At 72.1% G+C, this 15,870-nt stretch carries 13 protein-coding genes; 8 read left to right on the top strand and 5 right to left on the bottom strand.

The window, feature by feature from the left end; genetic code table 11:
• Nucleotides 1-50 precede the first annotated feature (50 nt).
• Entirely contained in the window at nt 51-410 is a 360-nt protein-coding gene (locus tag AC3ENQ_RS12825) for a tryptophan synthase subunit alpha (protein ID WP_431805130.1), read from the top strand.
• A 35-nt stretch (nt 411-445) separates the two neighbouring features.
• Here AC3ENQ_RS12825 and trxA read toward each other — a convergent pair whose 3' ends face one another.
• From trxA to AC3ENQ_RS12840, 3 genes are all read right to left on the bottom strand, one after another.
• The gene (gene trxA / locus AC3ENQ_RS12830) at nt 446-769 is read right to left on the bottom strand and encodes a thioredoxin (RefSeq protein WP_431805131.1); all 324 of its coding nucleotides are present in this window, start codon (nt 767-769) and stop codon (nt 446-448) included.
• A gap of 85 nt (nt 770-854) precedes the next feature.
• The gene (gene trxB, locus AC3ENQ_RS12835) at nt 855-1,853 is read right to left on the bottom strand and encodes a thioredoxin-disulfide reductase (RefSeq protein WP_431805132.1); all 999 of its coding nucleotides are present in this window, start codon (nt 1,851-1,853) and stop codon (nt 855-857) included.
• Nucleotides 1,854-1,946: 93 nt separating this feature from the next.
• Nucleotides 1,947-4,133 carry a DUF6049 family protein gene (locus AC3ENQ_RS12840; protein WP_431805133.1) on the bottom strand — a complete coding sequence of 729 codons (2,187 nt, stop codon included), beginning with the start codon at nt 4,131-4,133 and terminating at the stop codon, nt 1,947-1,949.
• A 120-nt stretch (nt 4,134-4,253) separates the two neighbouring features.
• On the opposite strand from AC3ENQ_RS12840, the gene AC3ENQ_RS12845 reads away from it, so the two are divergent.
• Together AC3ENQ_RS12845 and AC3ENQ_RS12850 are read left to right on the top strand one after the other, a co-directional pair.
• Nucleotides 4,254-5,846 carry a DUF7059 domain-containing protein gene (locus AC3ENQ_RS12845; RefSeq protein ID WP_431805134.1) on the top strand — a complete coding sequence of 531 codons (1,593 nt, stop codon included), beginning with the start codon at nt 4,254-4,256 and terminating at the stop codon, nt 5,844-5,846.
• A 96-nt stretch (nt 5,847-5,942) separates the two neighbouring features.
• Nucleotides 5,943-7,385, top strand: a complete 1,443-nt coding sequence (locus AC3ENQ_RS12850; RefSeq protein ID WP_431805135.1) for a CCA tRNA nucleotidyltransferase — start codon at nt 5,943-5,945, stop codon at nt 7,383-7,385.
• Here AC3ENQ_RS12850 and AC3ENQ_RS12855 read toward each other — a convergent pair.
• Both AC3ENQ_RS12855 and AC3ENQ_RS12860 read right to left on the bottom strand, forming a co-directional pair.
• Nucleotides 7,289-8,134 (bottom strand): siderophore-interacting protein, encoded by an 846-nt coding sequence (locus tag AC3ENQ_RS12855; protein ID WP_431805136.1) that lies wholly within the window; start codon nt 8,132-8,134, stop codon nt 7,289-7,291. The genes AC3ENQ_RS12850 and AC3ENQ_RS12855 overlap by 97 nt on opposite strands.
• 9 nt (nt 8,135-8,143) lie before the next feature.
• Nucleotides 8,144-9,139: an ABC transporter substrate-binding protein gene (locus AC3ENQ_RS12860; protein WP_431805137.1), complete on the bottom strand. Its 996-nt coding sequence runs from the start codon at nt 9,137-9,139 to the stop codon at nt 8,144-8,146.
• 123 nt (nt 9,140-9,262) lie between these two features.
• On the opposite strand from AC3ENQ_RS12860, the gene AC3ENQ_RS12865 reads away from it, so the two are divergent.
• The 5 genes from AC3ENQ_RS12865 (at nt 9,263) to malQ (ending at nt 15,852) form a co-directional block, all read left to right on the top strand.
• Complete coding sequence (locus tag AC3ENQ_RS12865; protein WP_431805138.1) at nt 9,263-10,333, top strand: FecCD family ABC transporter permease; 1,071 nt, start codon at nt 9,263-9,265, stop codon at nt 10,331-10,333.
• The gene (locus AC3ENQ_RS12870) at nt 10,330-11,433 is read left to right on the top strand and encodes a FecCD family ABC transporter permease (protein ID WP_431805139.1); all 1,104 of its coding nucleotides are present in this window, start codon (nt 10,330-10,332) and stop codon (nt 11,431-11,433) included. Before AC3ENQ_RS12865 ends, AC3ENQ_RS12870 begins: the two co-directional genes overlap by 4 nt.
• 91 nt (nt 11,434-11,524) lie before the next feature.
• Nucleotides 11,525-12,235: an ABC transporter ATP-binding protein gene (locus tag AC3ENQ_RS12875; protein ID WP_431805140.1), complete on the top strand. Its 711-nt coding sequence runs from the start codon at nt 11,525-11,527 to the stop codon at nt 12,233-12,235.
• 37 nt (nt 12,236-12,272) lie between these two features.
• Nucleotides 12,273-13,619: an AfsR/SARP family transcriptional regulator gene (locus AC3ENQ_RS12880; protein ID WP_431805141.1), complete on the top strand. Its 1,347-nt coding sequence runs from the start codon at nt 12,273-12,275 to the stop codon at nt 13,617-13,619.
• A gap of 76 nt (nt 13,620-13,695) precedes the next feature.
• Entirely contained in the window at nt 13,696-15,852 is a 2,157-nt protein-coding gene (malQ, locus tag AC3ENQ_RS12885; protein ID WP_431805142.1) for a 4-alpha-glucanotransferase, read from the top strand.
• Nucleotides 15,853-15,870: the final 18 nt, after the last annotated feature.

The raw sequence follows: 15,870 nt of genomic DNA on the forward strand, positions 1-15,870 counted from the left end.
CCGGCCGCCGACTCGAGCCCACCGGACAATCCTCCACGTAGGCTGGAACGGTGACCGACCAGCCCCTCGCCCCGCGCCGCGCCAGCCTCGAGCTGCTGCGCGCCGAGGCATCCGATGAGCTGTCGGTGCTGGTCGAAGAGCGCCTCCGCGACGGCGAAGACCCGTGGGACTTCATGGAAGACCTGCCGTCGGTGGACGAGCTGGTCGTGCTGACGCTCCGTGCCGAGAACATCATCGGTGACGGCGGAAAGCGGCCAAGTGCCACGAGGAACTATCGCGTGCTACGCCAGATCGCACTGGAGTATCCGGCGCTCACGCGCGCGGTGTGGCGGCTGCTCGGCAGCGAACCGCACCGCACCTGGTCGGCGCCGATGGACCCGGATGCCCCGGCGCGTGCCGAGGCATCCTGAGCCCGCTCACCTGAGAGTCAGGTGATGTACGCCGGTCAGGCGATGTAGGTCGCGAGGTCCTGCTCGAGAGCGAACTTCGGCTTCGCGCCGATGATCGTCTTCTCGACCTGACCCTTGTTGAACACCTTCATCGCGGGGATCGACGTGATCTGGTACTGCATGGCGAGGTTCGGGTTCTCGTCGACGTTGAGCTTGAGAACCGTGATCTTGTCGCTGTTCTCCGACTGGATCTCGTCGAGGATGGGTCCGACCATGCGGCACGGACCGCACCACGCGGCCCAGAAGTCCACCAGGACGGGCCCTTCGGCGTCGATGACGTCCTGCTGCCAGGTGCTTTCGCTCGTGGCCTTGGCGGTCATGTCCTTCTCCTTACGTTTCCGACGCGGATGCGTCAGGGTGTGGAACGCGGCGTGCGCGGTGATTGTTCCGCCGCACAGAAGAGCCTCAGGCTGCTCCGGTGAGCGCATCGGCGTCGGTGAGGCCGTCGATCTCGCTCGCGTCGCGTTCGGGCGCTCCCGCGTCGCCGCGCGCCGCGAGGAAGTGCTCGACGTCGAGGGCCGCCGTCGTGCCGCTGCCGGCGGCGGTGACGGCCTGCCGGTAGGTGGGATCGATGACGTCACCGGCGGCGAAGACGCCCGGCACCGAGGTGCGTGACGAACGTCCGTCGACCCAGACGGTGCCGTGGGAGGTGAGGTCGAGCTGGCCGTGCACGAGGTGCGTGCGCGGGTCGTTGCCGATCGCGACGAATACCCCGGTGAGCGCCAGTTCCCGCGTCGACCCGTCGACGGTGTCGCGGAGGACCACGCCCGTGACGGCGTCGACGCCGAGGATGTCGATGATCTCGCTGTTCCAGACGAACTCGATCTTGTCGTTCGCGAGCGCACGCTCCTGCATGATCTTCGAGGCACGCAGTTCGTCGCGGCGGTGGATGACGTACACCTTCGAGGCGAACTTCGTGAGGAAGGTCGCCTCCTCCATCGCGGAGTCGCCGCCGCCGACGACCGCGATCTGCTGCTCGCGGAAGAAGAAGCCATCGCACGTCGCGCAGTACGAGACGCCGTGACCGGAGAGACGCTGCTCGCCCTCGATGCCGATCTTGCGGGGTGCGGAGCCGGTGGCGAACACGACGGCCTCGGCCTCGTGGACCGCGCCGCTGCCGAGCGTGACCTTCTTGATGTCGCCGGAGAGGTCGAGCGCGGTCACGTCGTCGTAGAGCACCTCTGTGCCGAACTTGCGCGCCTGCTCCTCCATGCGCGCCATGAGGTCGGGACCCATGATGCCCTCGGGGAAGCCCGGGAAGTTCTCGACCTCGGTGGTGTTCATCAGCTCGCCGCCGGCCTCGACGGAGCTGGCGATGAGCAGCGGCGTGAGATTCGCCCGCGCCGCATAGATCGCGGCCGTGTATCCGGCCGGCCCGGAGCCGATGATGATGACCTGTCGCACGTCGCTACCCTTCGTCTGCGGTGCCCATGAATCGGGCCCCAGTGCGTTTCGCACTGTGCGTTCAACACATGGTAACCGCGCCGCATTCCGCGATCACCCTGCCTCGCCGCTCGCCTCCTGCGCTTCGGCGCGGCGCGCTCGACGGCGCTTGCGGACGGTGCGGACGATGCCCACGATGATCAGCCCGCCGACAAGCACGGCCATGACCGCGATGCCGACCGACTCCCACTCGGCGCGTACGGCGACGTGCACCGTGACCGGGTCGCCGATCGCGACCTGGGTGGGGCTCCGCAGCTGCAGCCCGAGCGTCGCTTCGCCGCTCCCGACGCGCGCCTCGACGGGCACGCCGATGCGCGTGTTCTGCAGAGGACCGGCCTGCACCGGGGTCGCGTACTGCACGACCAGTCGCGGGTCGTCGTTGGAGGTGAGCAGCGTCAGCGTGACGGGCCAGGGCAGCTCGTTGCGCACGGTGAAGGTCAGCGGCGCGCTCGTCGTGGCGAAGGTGATGTCGCTCTGAGGGATGAGCGCGACCGAGCCGAGCGTGGCCGTCGTCTGCTCTCGATGCGCGTCGACGGCGACCTCCCATTGCGTGGGCCGGTCACGCCACCCCGCCGCGAGCAGCTGGAGGATCTCGGCGCGCTCGGGAGAGGTCAGCACCGCCGGATCGGTGAGGATCGACGAGAAGGCGCCGATCTCCGCCTCGCCGGTGAGGAGGCTCTGCGCCGTCGCAGCGCGGTCGGCATCCACCGGCACATCGACCAGCGAGACGGGCTCGGGCGTGCCCGCGGTGAGCGCCGTGAGGTCGGTCGCGGTGCGTCCGGCGAGCCCGGATGCCGTGACGATCGTGTCGCGAAGCCCCGCCGCCGAGCGGGTCGTCGCGCGATCGACGACGACGAGGAGGGCGGCGTCCGGTGCGGCGCCGGCATCGAGCGCGGCGTGGGCGGATGCCGCCGCGAGCGCACCGGCGCGCTCGACGGGCGCGTCGGTGAGGGAGGCGCGGGCGAGCGCCGCCGAGGTCGCGGCGTCGTAGACGAGGAGCGGCGCGCCCGCGGCATCCGCCCACGCCCCGCCCGTCACGGCGCCGGGTGCGGAATCGATCGAAGTAGAGTCGACGAGCGTCAGCGGGGCGGTGCCGTCTGGCGTCGGCGGCGCCGCGAGGGTCGAGACCTCGCGGGAGCCGGCGGAGCCCGTCGCCGGCCAGAACACCGTGCCGATGGTCGGTCCGATGTCGGTGAGCTCGGCGAGGCTGGGGAGCGCGGGCGCGTCGGGCGACGTCGTCGAGGTGGGGGACGGCGACGCCGCCGCGGTCGGTGACGCTGTGGGTGACGTCGTGGGCGATTCGGACGGCGTGGGCGACGCCGTCGGAGTGGGGGTGCGCGTGAAATCGGATGTCGACATGAACGGCGTCAGGTCGGTGACGGTCAGCGGGGCGGTGAGACCGGCCGCCACCTGGGTTGCCAGGTCGGCGTCGGCGAACTGCAGCGCGAAGCGCGTATTGGGCAGCGTCAGGAGGTCGTCGAGCCACGTCGACGCAACGGGGGGAGCGGAGGAGCCGAGCACACGGATGGCGGCGACGATCGCCGGGTCGACGGCGAGGACGACCGCGGTTCCGGTGAGCGCGTCGAGCTGGACGCGCAGGTCGCCGCCCGGTCCCGTGAGGTCGGTGAGCTCGTCGGAGCTGAGGAGCCCCCCCGCGGCCGGCTCGGCGACGATCGGAACGACGACGCTGAGCGCGCCGCCGCCCGTGTCGCCCGGCACGACGAGAACGCTGACCGCGGCCGACTCGGAGGGCTGGTCGGCGAGCCAGGCGCGCAGCGGGTAGACGCCGGGTGCGAGCCCGGCGACGGTCGCGGGGTCGAGCTCGACCGCGGCGGTGACCTTGCCTCGGGCCGGAGCGCTCGGAACCTCCAGGGTGCCGAGGGGTGATTCGGTGCGGGCCGGATCGGCGTCGGTGCTCGCAAGCCAGGCGGACACCGCGTCGTGCGTGGACAACGCCGTCGCCGACGTCGCAAGCTCGACGGTCACGGTTGAGGTGGGTTCGTCGCTGGTGTTCTGCGCCGACAATCGCACCGTGAGCGGCTGGTCCGCGCGGACCACTCCATCGCCGCCGACAGCGACCGACAGGGTCGACGGCTGCGCGACGGACACCGCCGCGGGGACAGCGGCGGCCGGGGCCGGCGTGAGCAGCAGGGCCGCGGCGAGTATCGACGCGGCGCGCGCCGTCCACCGGGCCGCGGAACGGCGGGCGCGGCGTGCGGCGGCAGGAGCGATGGAGGTCATGGCGGGGGTCGAATCCTGTGCGAACCGGGCCGCACGATCAGGTGCGATTCTAGGGTGGGGTGTCTGTGGGCCTGCCGCAGGCGCACCGCCTCTCACGACTCCAGACCCCGGCGAGCACTCATGATGACCGACCCGATCCCCGACCCGAACCCCGACGCGGCGTTGACAGCCGCGTTACGCGCCGACCTCTTCGACGCCGGCTACACCGCCGACGCCGTGCGCGGCGCCTGGGGCCCCCTCGCCGACGAAGCGGTCGGACACGGCCTGCACGGCCCCGCCCTCGCCGCCCTCGCAGCCCAGCCCGAAACTCCTTCGGCGACGCTCGCGCGTCTCTTGTTTCTGGGCGCGCCCACGCCTCGGGCATCCGTCGACACAGCGCTCCCCCGAACGCGCGCTTCGGGGCTCGTGGCCCTGGGGCTCGCGAGGATCCACGGAGAGACCGTGCAGCCCGCCGCGCTCGTACGACCCCAGGACTTCACCGACACCGACGACGCCGCCGCCGACGCCGACCCGAGCGGGTCGAGCGCGGGCGAGTGGTGGATCGCGAGCGACCTCGATGAGGCGGCCCTCGGCGGACCTCTGCCCACGGGTCATGTGCTCGGGGTCGGTGGCGCCTCGCTGACGCTCGCGGGTCTGCAGCTGCCGACTCCGGCGGGGCGTGTTCTCGACGTCGGCACGGGCTGCGGCATCCAAGCGCTGCGAGCGCGACGGGTCGCCCGCGACGTCGTCGCGACCGATGTCTCGCCGCGCGCTCTCGCATTCACGCGGCTGAACGCGCTCCTGAACGACGTCGATGGCATCGAGACGCGTCTCGGGAGCCTCTTCGACCCGGTGCGCGGCGAGCTCTTCGACCGCGTCGTCTCGAACCCGCCGTTCGTGATCACGCCGCGCGTCGCGGGTGTGCCGGCGTACGAATACCGGGATGCCGGGTTTGCGGGCGACGACCTGGTCGCCGCCTTCGTCACCGGCGTCGGCGAGGTGCTCGCGCCCGGCGGCACCGCGCAACTGCTCGGCAATTGGGAGTATCACGCAGGTTCCGACGGCCTCGATCGCGTGCGCGAGTGGGTGGATGCCTCGCCCGTGCCGCTCGACGCCTGGGTGATCGAGCGCGAGCTGCTCGATCCGCTGGCCTACGCCGAGCTGTGGGTGCGGGACGGTGGGACAGCGCCGGGTGCCTCGAGTGCCGCGGGGACACCCGGCTACGCCGACCTGGTCGGCGCGTGGCTCGACGACTTGGCCGCGCGGGGCGTCACCGCGGTCGGGTTCGGCTATCTGGTGTTGCGGCGCGCGGCGTCCGGGATGCCCACTCTGCGGCGGTTCGAGCGCGTGCCCCAGCCCCTCGGCGATGGATCGCTCGGCGGCCACCTCGCCGAGGCGCTCGCGGCATCGGACGCGCTCGCCGCCCTCAACGACGCCGCCCTCGCGTCCTGCGTGCTCGAGGTCGCGGGCGACGTCACCGAGGCGCGGCACCACCTGCCGGGCGCCGAAGACCCCTCGGTGCTGGAGCTCAGGCAGGGCGGCGCGCTGGCCCGGACGATCGAGGTCGATCCCGCCCTCGCGGCGCTTGTCGGGGCGTCGGACGGCGACCTGCCGGTCGGCGTGCTGATCGACGCGATCGCCGACCTGCTCGACGTGGATGCCGGAGCGTTACGCGCCGACCTCCTGCCGCGCGTGCGGGAGCTGCTGTTCACCGGGTTCCTGCGCTTCGCCTGACGCTGCAGTCCCACCGGACGCCGCAGTCCCACCGGACACCGCCGGCCCCGCCGACCCCCGCCGGCCCCGCCGACCCTCGCCGGTAGGCTGGAAACCATGCTCAACATGGCCGAAGGCCTCGACCGACTGGGGTCGCTCGCGACCTCGCCGATCATGGCGCGGCTGGGAGCGGCGTTCGCCGAGGCGGGCTTCGAGATCGCGATCGTCGGGGGGCCGGTCCGCGACGCGCTGCTCGGCCGCACGACCAACGACCTCGACCTCACCACGAACGCGCGTCCCGACGACATCCTCCGCATCGTGAAGCCCCTCGCGACCGCGACGTGGGACATCGGGCGGGCGTTCGGGACGATCGGGGCGAAGATCCCGGGACCGTCGGGAACCGCCGAGCAGGTCGAGATCACGACGTACCGCGCCGACAGCTACGACGGCGTGACCCGCAAGCCTACCGTCGAGTTCGGCGACGCGCTCGACGCCGACCTCGTCCGCCGTGACTTCACCGTCAACGCGATGGCCCTGCGCCTGCCGCTGCCCGCCCTGGTCGACCCGACCGGCGGGGTCGAAGACCTCGTTTCCGGCACCCTCCGCACGCCGTCCGACCCCGACGTGAGCTTCGGCGACGATCCGCTGCGCATGCTCCGCGCGGCGCGGTTCGCGGCGCAGCTCGGGTTCGACGTCGCCCCCGACACCCTCGAGGCGATGGCGCGGCTGCGGGAGTCGATCCGGATCGTCAGCCCCGAGCGGGTGCAGGCCGAGCTCGTCAAGCTCCTCGCGTGCGACGACGCGGCCCGCGGCATCCGGATTCTCGTCGACACGGGACTCATGGGCGAGATCGTCCCCGAGATCCCCGCGCTCCGCCTCGAGATCGACGAGCACCACCACCACAAAGACGTCTACGAGCACTCGCTGACGGTCCTCCAGCAGACGATCGACCTCGAGCACGCGCGGCACCCGGGCGCCGCGCCCGACGTGACGCTCCGCCTCGCCGCGCTGCTGCACGACATCGGCAAGCCCGCGACGCGGAAGCTGGAACCGGGCGGTGGGGTGAGCTTCCACCACCACGATCTCAAGGGCGCGCGCCTGGCCCGCAAGCGCCTGCAGGCCCTGCGCTTCGACTCCGACACGATCTCGTCGGTGAGCCAGCTCGTCGAACAGCATCTCCGGTTCTTCGGCTATTCCGAGGGCGCGTGGACCGACTCCGCGGTGCGGCGGTACGTGCGGGATGCCGGGGACGAGCTCGAGCGTCTGCACATCCTCACCCGCGCCGACGTGACGACGCGCAACCGCCGCAAGGCCGCGCGCCTGTCGGCCGCGTACGACGACATCGAGCGGCGCATCGCCGACCTCGCCGCTCAGGAGGAGCTCGACGCGATGCGTCCCGAGCTCGACGGCAACCGGATTCAGGAGGTCCTCGGCATCCCGCCCGGGCGCGAGGTGGGCGAGGCCTACCGGTTCCTCCTCGATCTGCGCCTCGACGAGGGCGTCCTCGGGCCGGATGCCGCGGAAGAGCGCCTGCGCGCCTGGTGGGCGGCTCGGGGCTGAGAGCCCGGACCCGCCCACCAGGGCCGCGTCAGTGGTCGATCTTCAAGAGGTGCTTGAGCGCGTGCGCGATGCCGTGGTGCTCCATCTCGTCGCCGGCGGCGCCTCGGCGCCAGTACCCCGTGACGTCGAACTGGTGCTTGTCGAGGCCGGTCGGCGCGGTGCAGCCACCGCACCTCGACCCCCTCGGGCGCGTCGAGAGGCTGCTCCTCGGCGGCGTTCTGCACCTCGATGACCGCGTATCCGCGGGTCGAGCGCGGTAGCTCCGCGACCCGACGGGCGATGGCAGGCAGAGCCGTCTCGTCGCCGAAGTACGCCTGCCACGTGAACTCGTCGGGGATGTGGATGCCGCGGGGCGGACCCGCGACGGGGATCCGCGACCCGATCGGCGCCTGCTGCGCCCACGTCGAGGCGAGCCCCACGGTGTGCACGACGACGTCGATGTCGACCTCGCCGGCACCCGGATCGTAGCGGCGCACCGTGTAGTCGCGGGTCGGAGGCAGCGGACGCGGCCAGTCGATCACGTCGCCGTTCTGCGTCGGGACGTTCAGCTCGCCCGTCTCAGGGTCGGGGAAGATGAGCTTGATGTGCTCGTCAGCGATGTGGCTCTCGAACCCGACGTGCTCCGGGCCGCCGAGAGTGACCCGGAGCATGAGCGGCGTGACGAGCTCGCGCCGCAGCAGCGTGAGCTCGCGGATGCGGATGGGGAAACCGCGTAGCTCCGCCTGCGGGCGGTCGGTGATGTCTGTCATGGGAGAACCTCACTCCCCTGCGAACGCCTGGGCGGCCGCTTCGAGGTCGTCGACCATGGCATCCGCGCCGGCGAACGTGTAGATGACGGACCCGCGCAGCGGGTACAGGTGACCCTCCGTCACTGCGGGGAGCTCGGCGAAGGCCGGTTCGTCGAGCAGCGCCTGCACGTCGGGCGACACCGACCCGTCAAGCGCGGCGGAGTGGAAGAGGATCTTCTGGTCGGCGAGGCTCGGGAGGTTCTCGAGGCTCAGCTGCGTGACGTAGCGCTCGGGGTTGTCGGTGTACACCGGGTTGTAGGTGAACCCTGCGGCGACGAGACGGCGGTACGACAGCGACTTGCTCGTGTCGACGAGCACTGATCCCTGCATGGCGCTGAGTGACGTCGTCAGCGCGCCGTCGAGGGCGTCGCCGTAGGTGCTCTGGATGTCGGCGAGGCGGGCGTCGAGCTCGGCGACCTTCTTGTCGAAGTCGGTCGAACGTCCGACGAGGGCCGCGACCGTCTCGTAGTTGTCCCACACGTCGGTCGGCTCGGCGACCTTCAGGATGCGGACGGGGTACAGCTCGCCGATCGACTCGTAGTCGATGCCGAGACCGCCGTTGTCCATGCCGATGACGAGGTCTGGGTCGAGGTCGATGATCTTCTCGATGTCGACGCCTTCGAAGCTGCCGACGGTCGGCACGTCCTGCGCGGACTCCCACTGCTCGGGGGTGAGCTCGGTCTCGCGGATCTCGTCATCGAGCGTCCCGACCGGGATCACGCCGATGTCGACGAGTTCGGCGCCGGTACGCCACAGGGCGACGACGCGCGTCGGCGAGGCCGGCAGGTCGCCGGCCTCGAAGAAGAAGTCGGCGTCGACCTCGGGCGCGGTCGTCGCTGCGGTGGTGCCCGTCTCGGCCGGGTCGGACGATCCGGAGCATGCCGTGAGGAGGAGAGCGGTGGCGGCGGCCGCGGCGGCGAGCGTCGCGAGGCGACGGGCGCGGCGGCCGGGGAGGGCGAGGGACATGGGGACTCCGATCGCAGAAAGGGGAGGCGGTGCGCCGAGTGGCGCTTTCACTTAGGGTAGCCTAACCTTAAAGACTGCTGAGAACCCGGCGTCATCGACCGCCGCCTCCGCACGAGACGACCCATGACCACCTCGACGCTGACCCCCGCGACCGACGTCGGCACTCTCCCCGCACGCCGGCGTCACCGGCGACGCCGCGATGCGGTCGCGGTCGCGATCGCCGTGATCGCCGTCTTCGCGGCGTTCGCCGTGAGTCTCATGGTCGGGAGCAACGCGATCGCGCCGGGCGATGTGCTCGCCGCGCTCTTCGGCGGGGCGGCGACCCCGGAAGCGACGGTCATCCTCACCCAGCGCCTTCCACGCACCGTCCTGGGCCTCGCGGTGGGTCTCGCCCTCGGCGCGGCGGGCGCGCTCATGCAGGGCCACACCCGCAATCCTCTCGCCGAACCGGGCCTGTTCGGCGTCAATTCCGGCGCGGCGCTCGGCGTCGTCGTGCTGACCTTCGCGTTCGACCGCTCGGGACCTCTCGAGATCGTCGGTGCCGCGCTCGTGGGCGCCGCTGCCGCGACGATCGTCGTGGTGTCGCTCGCGTGGGGAGGCGGCCCGGACGGGCGAACGGATGCCTCGCCGCTGACCCTCACCGTCGCTGGCGCGGCGCTCGGTGCGGTGCTCACCGCGCTGACGACCGCCGTCGTGCTCCTCGATCGGCAGTCGCTCGATGTCGTGCGCTACTGGGCCGTGGGGTCGCTCTCGGGCAGACCGACCGAAGCGGTCCCCCTCGTCCTCGCGCTCATCGCGGTCGGGCTGGTGCTCGCGCTCGTCAACGCACCGGGGGTGACGGCGCTCGGCCTCGGCGACGACGTGGCGCGGAGCCTCGGCAACAACGTCGCCGCCGTCCGCATCGTGGGCGTCGTCGCGATTACCGTCCTCGCCGCGGCAGCGACCGCCGTCTGCGGTCCGATCGCGTTCCTCGGGATCGCCGCGCCCTGGGCCGTCCGGTGGGTGTCTGGGCCGCGCTACGGGGTGCTGGTGCCGCTCGCGGCGCTCGCGGGGGGCGTGATCCTGCTCCTCTCCGATGTCTTAGGCCGCATCTCGACACGCGATGGCGAACTTCCCGTCGGTCTCGTCGTCGCGATCGTCGCCGCGCCGGTGATGATCGCGATCGTGACGCGCAAGAAGGGCGCGACGCTGTGAGCACGGTCGGCGATGTGGGTCGGGCCGAGGGGATGCGCGGCGCGTCGCTGCGCGTCGACCGCGTCGTCCTGGGTCGCACGGGACTGGTTGCAGGGGGCGTCGGCATCCGTCTGCGGCGCCGCTACGCGTTCGCCTTCGCAGGATGCCTCGTCGCGCTCGCTCTCGTCACGCTCGTCGCCGCGACGGCCGGCACGCTGTGGATCCCCCTCGACCGCGTGTTCGACGTCGTCGCGGGGGGCGGTGATCGCGTCGACCGGATCGTCGTGGGGCGCCGCCTCGCTCGGGAGACGACCGGCCTCGTCGTCGGGTTCGCGCTCGGCATGGCGGGCGGCATCACGCAGTCGATCACGCGCAATCCGCTCGCCAGCCCCGACATCCTCGGTGTCACGAGCGGCGCGAGCGTCTTCGCCGTGATCGCGTTCGTCGTGCCGCTCCCCGGCCTCGCGGGCATCGTGTCGGTGCCGCTCGCCGCCCTCGTCGGCGGACTGGTGGTGACGGCGATCGTCGTGGCGCTCGCGTCGCGGGGTGGTCTCGACCCGCTGCGGCTGGTGCTCGTCGGCGTCGGCATCACGGCGATCTGCGGCGCGCTGACGCAGTGGCTGCTGATGGTCGCCGACGTCGAGTGGGCGGCCGTCGCGATGCGCTGGCTCGCCGGTTCGCTCGGGAGTTCGTCGTGGACCGACGTCCTGATGGTGCTGCCGGTCTGCGTCGGAGCGATCGTCGTGACGGCGATCGTGGCGCCGGGCCTCGCGGCACTGCGCCTCGGACCCGACCAGGCGCGCTCGCTCGGAGTGCGCGTCGGCGCGACCCAGGGCGTGCTGCTCTTCGTCGCCGTCGCGCTCGTGGCGGTCGCGATCGCCGCGGCGGGGCCGATCGGGTTCGTCGCGTTCGTCGCCCCTCAGATCGCGATGCGTCTGTTCGGCACGCCCGGACCGCCCGTTCTCGCGGCGGGGGTGCTGGGCGCCGTCCTCGTGACGGCCGCAGACCTCGTGGCGCATCACCTGCCCGTCGAGCTCCCCGTGGGCGTCGTCACCTCGATCTTCGGAGGAATCGTGCTTCTCGTCCTGCTGGTTCGGATCATCCGCGAGGCACGCGCATGAGTGGAGGCGCCATCGTCCTCGACACGGTCAGCGTCGGATACGACCGCCGCACGGTGGTCGCGACGCGAGCTTCGAAGCCCGCCCCGGCGAGGTGACGTGCATCATCGGCCCGAACGGCAGCGGCAAGTCGACGCTGCTGCGCGCGATCGGCGGGCTCAGTCGCCCCCTCGCGGGCCAGGTGCGCCTCGATGGGGACGACATCTCGACGATCGCCCCGAAGGCCCTCGCGCGGCGTCTCGCGATGCTCCCGCAGACCGCGGTCGCGCCCGAGGGGCTGACCGTGGGCGACCTCGTCGCACGAGGACGCCAGCCGTATCAGCCGTGGTACCGGCAGTGGTCGCATGAGGACGAAGAGCACGTTCAGGCGGCGATGGAGCGGATGGACGTCGCCGCCCTCGCCGGCCGCCCGCTCGACGAGCTGTCCGGTGGGCAGCGCCAGCGCGCCTGGATCGCGATGTGCCTCGCGCAGGACACGCCGGTGCTCGTGCTCGACGAGCCGACCACACATCTCGACATCGCGCACTCGGTGCAGATCCTGGAGATCGTGCACGCGCTCGCGCACGAGTCGGGCCGGACGGTCCTGATGGTGCTCCACGACCTGAGCATGGCGGCGCGCTACAGCGATGCGGCCGTCGTCGTGGCCGGAGGTCGTGTCTCAGCGACGGGCGCGCCGGGCGAGATCGTGACGACGGAGCTTCTTCGCGACGCGTTCGGACTGGATGCTCGGGTCTACCCCGACCCCGTCGACGGTGTGCCGACGATCGCCCCGCGCAGACTGCCGCGATCGCCGTCCGCGACCTAGACTTGCCGCACGCTCCTCATCGTCGAACGGAGTCGCCGTGCCCTCGTCGTGGTCGTCTCGTCGCGAGGTCTCACCCGAGACGTCGCGTCTTCTCATCGAGCGCGCGCACGAGGAGTTCGTCGGCGGCAATCAGGCCGACCCGAGGCTGAGCCAGATCCGGAGCCTCGTGCAGGACTCGTGGCGACGCTCGCTGGCCCACCTCGGCGGTGCCGACGGATCGCCGCCGATCGATCTGACCGAGGACGAGCTCGAGGCGTATCGCAGCGCCCACCCGCTCGCCGGGGCGATGGACATGATCCGCGCGCTTCTGCTGCCGGAGACGGATGCCGGGGTGGTGGTCGCCGTCGGCGACGCCGCCGGTCGTCTGCTGTGGGTCGAGGGAGACCGGAACGTCCGCGCGCTGACCGGCGACATGGGCTTCGTCGCCGGGGCGAACTGGTCGGAGGAAGCCGTCGGCACGTCGGCGCCGGGAACCGCGCTCACCCTGGGCCGGTCGGTGCAGATCCACGGCGCGGAGCACTTCAACCGGTTCGTGCAGCCGTGGTCGTGCACCGCGGCGCCCGTCCACGACCCCGAAACGCGGCGCCTGCTCGGCGTCATCGACGTCACCGGCGGAATCGAGGCCGCCACTCCGCAGGCGCAATTGCTGGTGGATGCCACGGCACGCGCGGTCGAGGGCGAACTGCTCGTCGCGCGCCTGCGGGCCCGCGCGGCGACCGCCCCGATTCCGGTGCGCCGGGGCGCGGGGCGTGGTGTCGGGCGTGGAGCTGCGGCATCCAGTCCACCCGAGACGGCGACCCTTCGGGTGCTGGGCCGTGACCGGGCTCTCCTCGACACGACGAGCGCCGGCACGACCTCGGTCGCGGAGATCTCGGCCCGCCACGCCGAAATCCTCCTCATGCTCGCAGTCCACCGCCAGGGGCTGTCGGCCGAGCGCCTCACCGAGCTCGTCTACGGCGCCGGTGCGGGCGAGGGCGCGCTCCGCCCCGAGATGGTGCGCCTGCGGAAGGTGCTCGAGCGGCTCGCGCCTCAGCTCATCCCAGCCTCGCGCCCCTACCGGCTGACCGCGGATCTGGACACCGACGCGCACCAGGTGATCTCGCTGCTCGACCGCGGCGCCCACCGCGTCGCGCTCGCCGCCTACCGCGGCCCCGCGCTGCCCGACTCGGTCGCCCCGGGCGTCGAGGAGTTCCGCGACACGATCCGGCTCGCGCTGCGCGAGGCGCTGCTGAGCGAGGCATCCGTCGACGTTCTTCTCGCCTACGCCGACACGGAAGACGGTGCGGAGGATGCCGAGGTGCTCCGCCTCGCCCTCGAGATGCTGCCCGCACGCTCGCCCCGCCGCGCGGGCCTGGTCGCACGCCTCGACGCGCTCGAGCGCTGAGGCGCTCGCGCGCCGCCCTCCTGCGCGGCCTGCGCCTGGCAGGATGGCGAGCACGGACTCTCCCACGGAGGCAGCCATGACCGACGACGCACCCACCCCCGACCTCATCGCGCTCGCCGAGGCCCACGGCGTCGCGACGTCGTACTGGTCGTTCTTCGGCGACCGGGTGACCGTCCCGGCATCCACCCTCCGCGCCGTGCTGCGGGCCATGTCGGTGGAGGTGGAGACGGATGCCGAGATCAGCGCCGCTCTCGCCGCCGCGGAAGATGCGCCGTGGCGCGAGCTTCTTCCGCCGTCGTTCGTGTCGCGCATCGGCGCGCGGAACCTCCTCGTCCACGTCGCCGACGGGCACGACGTGCGCGTCTCGCTGACGCTGGAGGACGGATCGTCGCGCGAGGTCTGGATCCCCGATCAGCAGCCGCAGTCGCGAGAGGTCGACGGCGTCCGCCGGTGGCGCGTCGAGGTGCCGGTGCCGGGCGACGTGCCGCTCGGGTGGCATACGGTCCACGCCGTCGAGACCGCGTTCGGCGGTGACAGCCAGAGCGCGGAGCCGAGCCGCACGGCATCCGTCCCCTTCGTCGTCACCCCCGAGCGCCTTCCGAAGCCGCCGACGCGGCCGGGCCGCGGTCGCGGGTGGGGGCTCATGGCACAGCTGTACTCGGTGCGCTCGCGCTCGTCGTGGGGCATGGGCGACTTCGCCGACCTCGGCGATCTCGCCGCGATCGCGGGAGATCAGGGCGCCGACTTCCTGCTGGTGAACCCGATCCACGCGGCCGAGGTGACGAGCCCGATCGAGGCGTCGCCGTATCGGCCCGCGAACCGGCGCTTCCTCGCGCCGCTCTATGTGCGTCCCGAGGACATCCGCGAGGTCGCTTACCTGACCCCGACCGAGCGGGCGGTCGTCGAGGCCGCGCGGGCGCCGGTCGCCGCGTCCGATGACGACCCGACCCGCATCGACCGCGACGGCGTGTGGGCCGCCAAGCGCGCCGCCCTCGACGCGATCTTCACGGCTCCCCTCTCGCCCGGCCGCCGGATCGAGCTCGACGCGTTCGCCTCCCGCGAGGGGAAGGCGCTCGAGGACTTCGCCCTCTGGTGCGCGCTCGAAGAGCACTACGCCGGCGTCGCACCCGAGGATCGCCCCGCCGAGGCGTGGGACATCCACTCGCCCCTCGTCGCCGAGCTGCGCGACGAGCTCTCGGGCCGCGTCGACTTCCACATCTGGCTGCAGTGGATCGCCGATCAGCAGGTCGCGCGCGCGCAGGCGGCCGCGAAGGCGTCGGGTATGGCGATCGGGATCATGCACGACCTCGCCGTGGGCGTCCACACGGAGGGTTCGGATGCCTGGTCGCTCCGCGACCTGTACGCGCAGGGCATGTCGGTCGGTGCCCCGCCGGACATGTACAACCAGCAGGGGCAGACCTGGGATCAGCCGCCGTTCCTGCCGCACGCGCTCGCGGAGGTCGGCTACGGTCCGGTCCGCGACATGGTGCGCGCGCTCCTCCGGCACGCGGGGGCGCTGCGGATCGACCACGTCATCGGGCTCTTCCGGCTCTGGTGGATCCCCGCGGGGCTCTCGCCCGCCGCGGGAACGTACGTCCGCTACGACCACGAGGCGATGATCGGGGTGCTGACCCTCGAGGCGCAGCGAGCGGGGGCGGTGCTCATCGGCGAGGACCTCGGCAACGTCGAGCCGTGGGTGCGCGACTACCTGTCCGACCGCGGCATCCTCGGCACGTCCGTGCTGTGGTTCGAGCGCGAGGGCGACGGTTTCCGCCCGCCCGAGCAGTACCGGCAGGCGCTGCTCGCGACGGTCAACACGCACGACCTCCCGCCGACGGCGGGGTATCTCGCCGACGAGCATGTCGCGCTCCGCGCGCGGCTCGGGCTGCTCACCCGCCCCGTCGAAGAGGAGGTCGCCGACGCCGACGCCGAACGCGCCGCGATGCTCTCCCTCCTCCGCGAGCGCGGACTCATCGGTGAGAACCCGACGGAAGAGGACGTGATCGAGGCTCTGAACGTCCTCATCACGGCATCCCCCTCGGAGCTGCTCGGTGTCGCGCTGGTGGATGCCGTCGGCGAGCGGCGCACGCAGAACCAGCCGGGAACCGACAAGGAGTACCCGAACTGGCAGATCCCGCTCGCGGACGGGGACGGGCAGGCGGTGCTCCTCGACGACCTCGCGGAGAACGAGCGGTTCCTGCGACTGACCCGGGCGGTGGACTCGCATCTCTGACGTCGATGACGGAAACCG

It is taken from the genome of Microbacterium sp. bgisy203, from assembly GCF_057706945.1.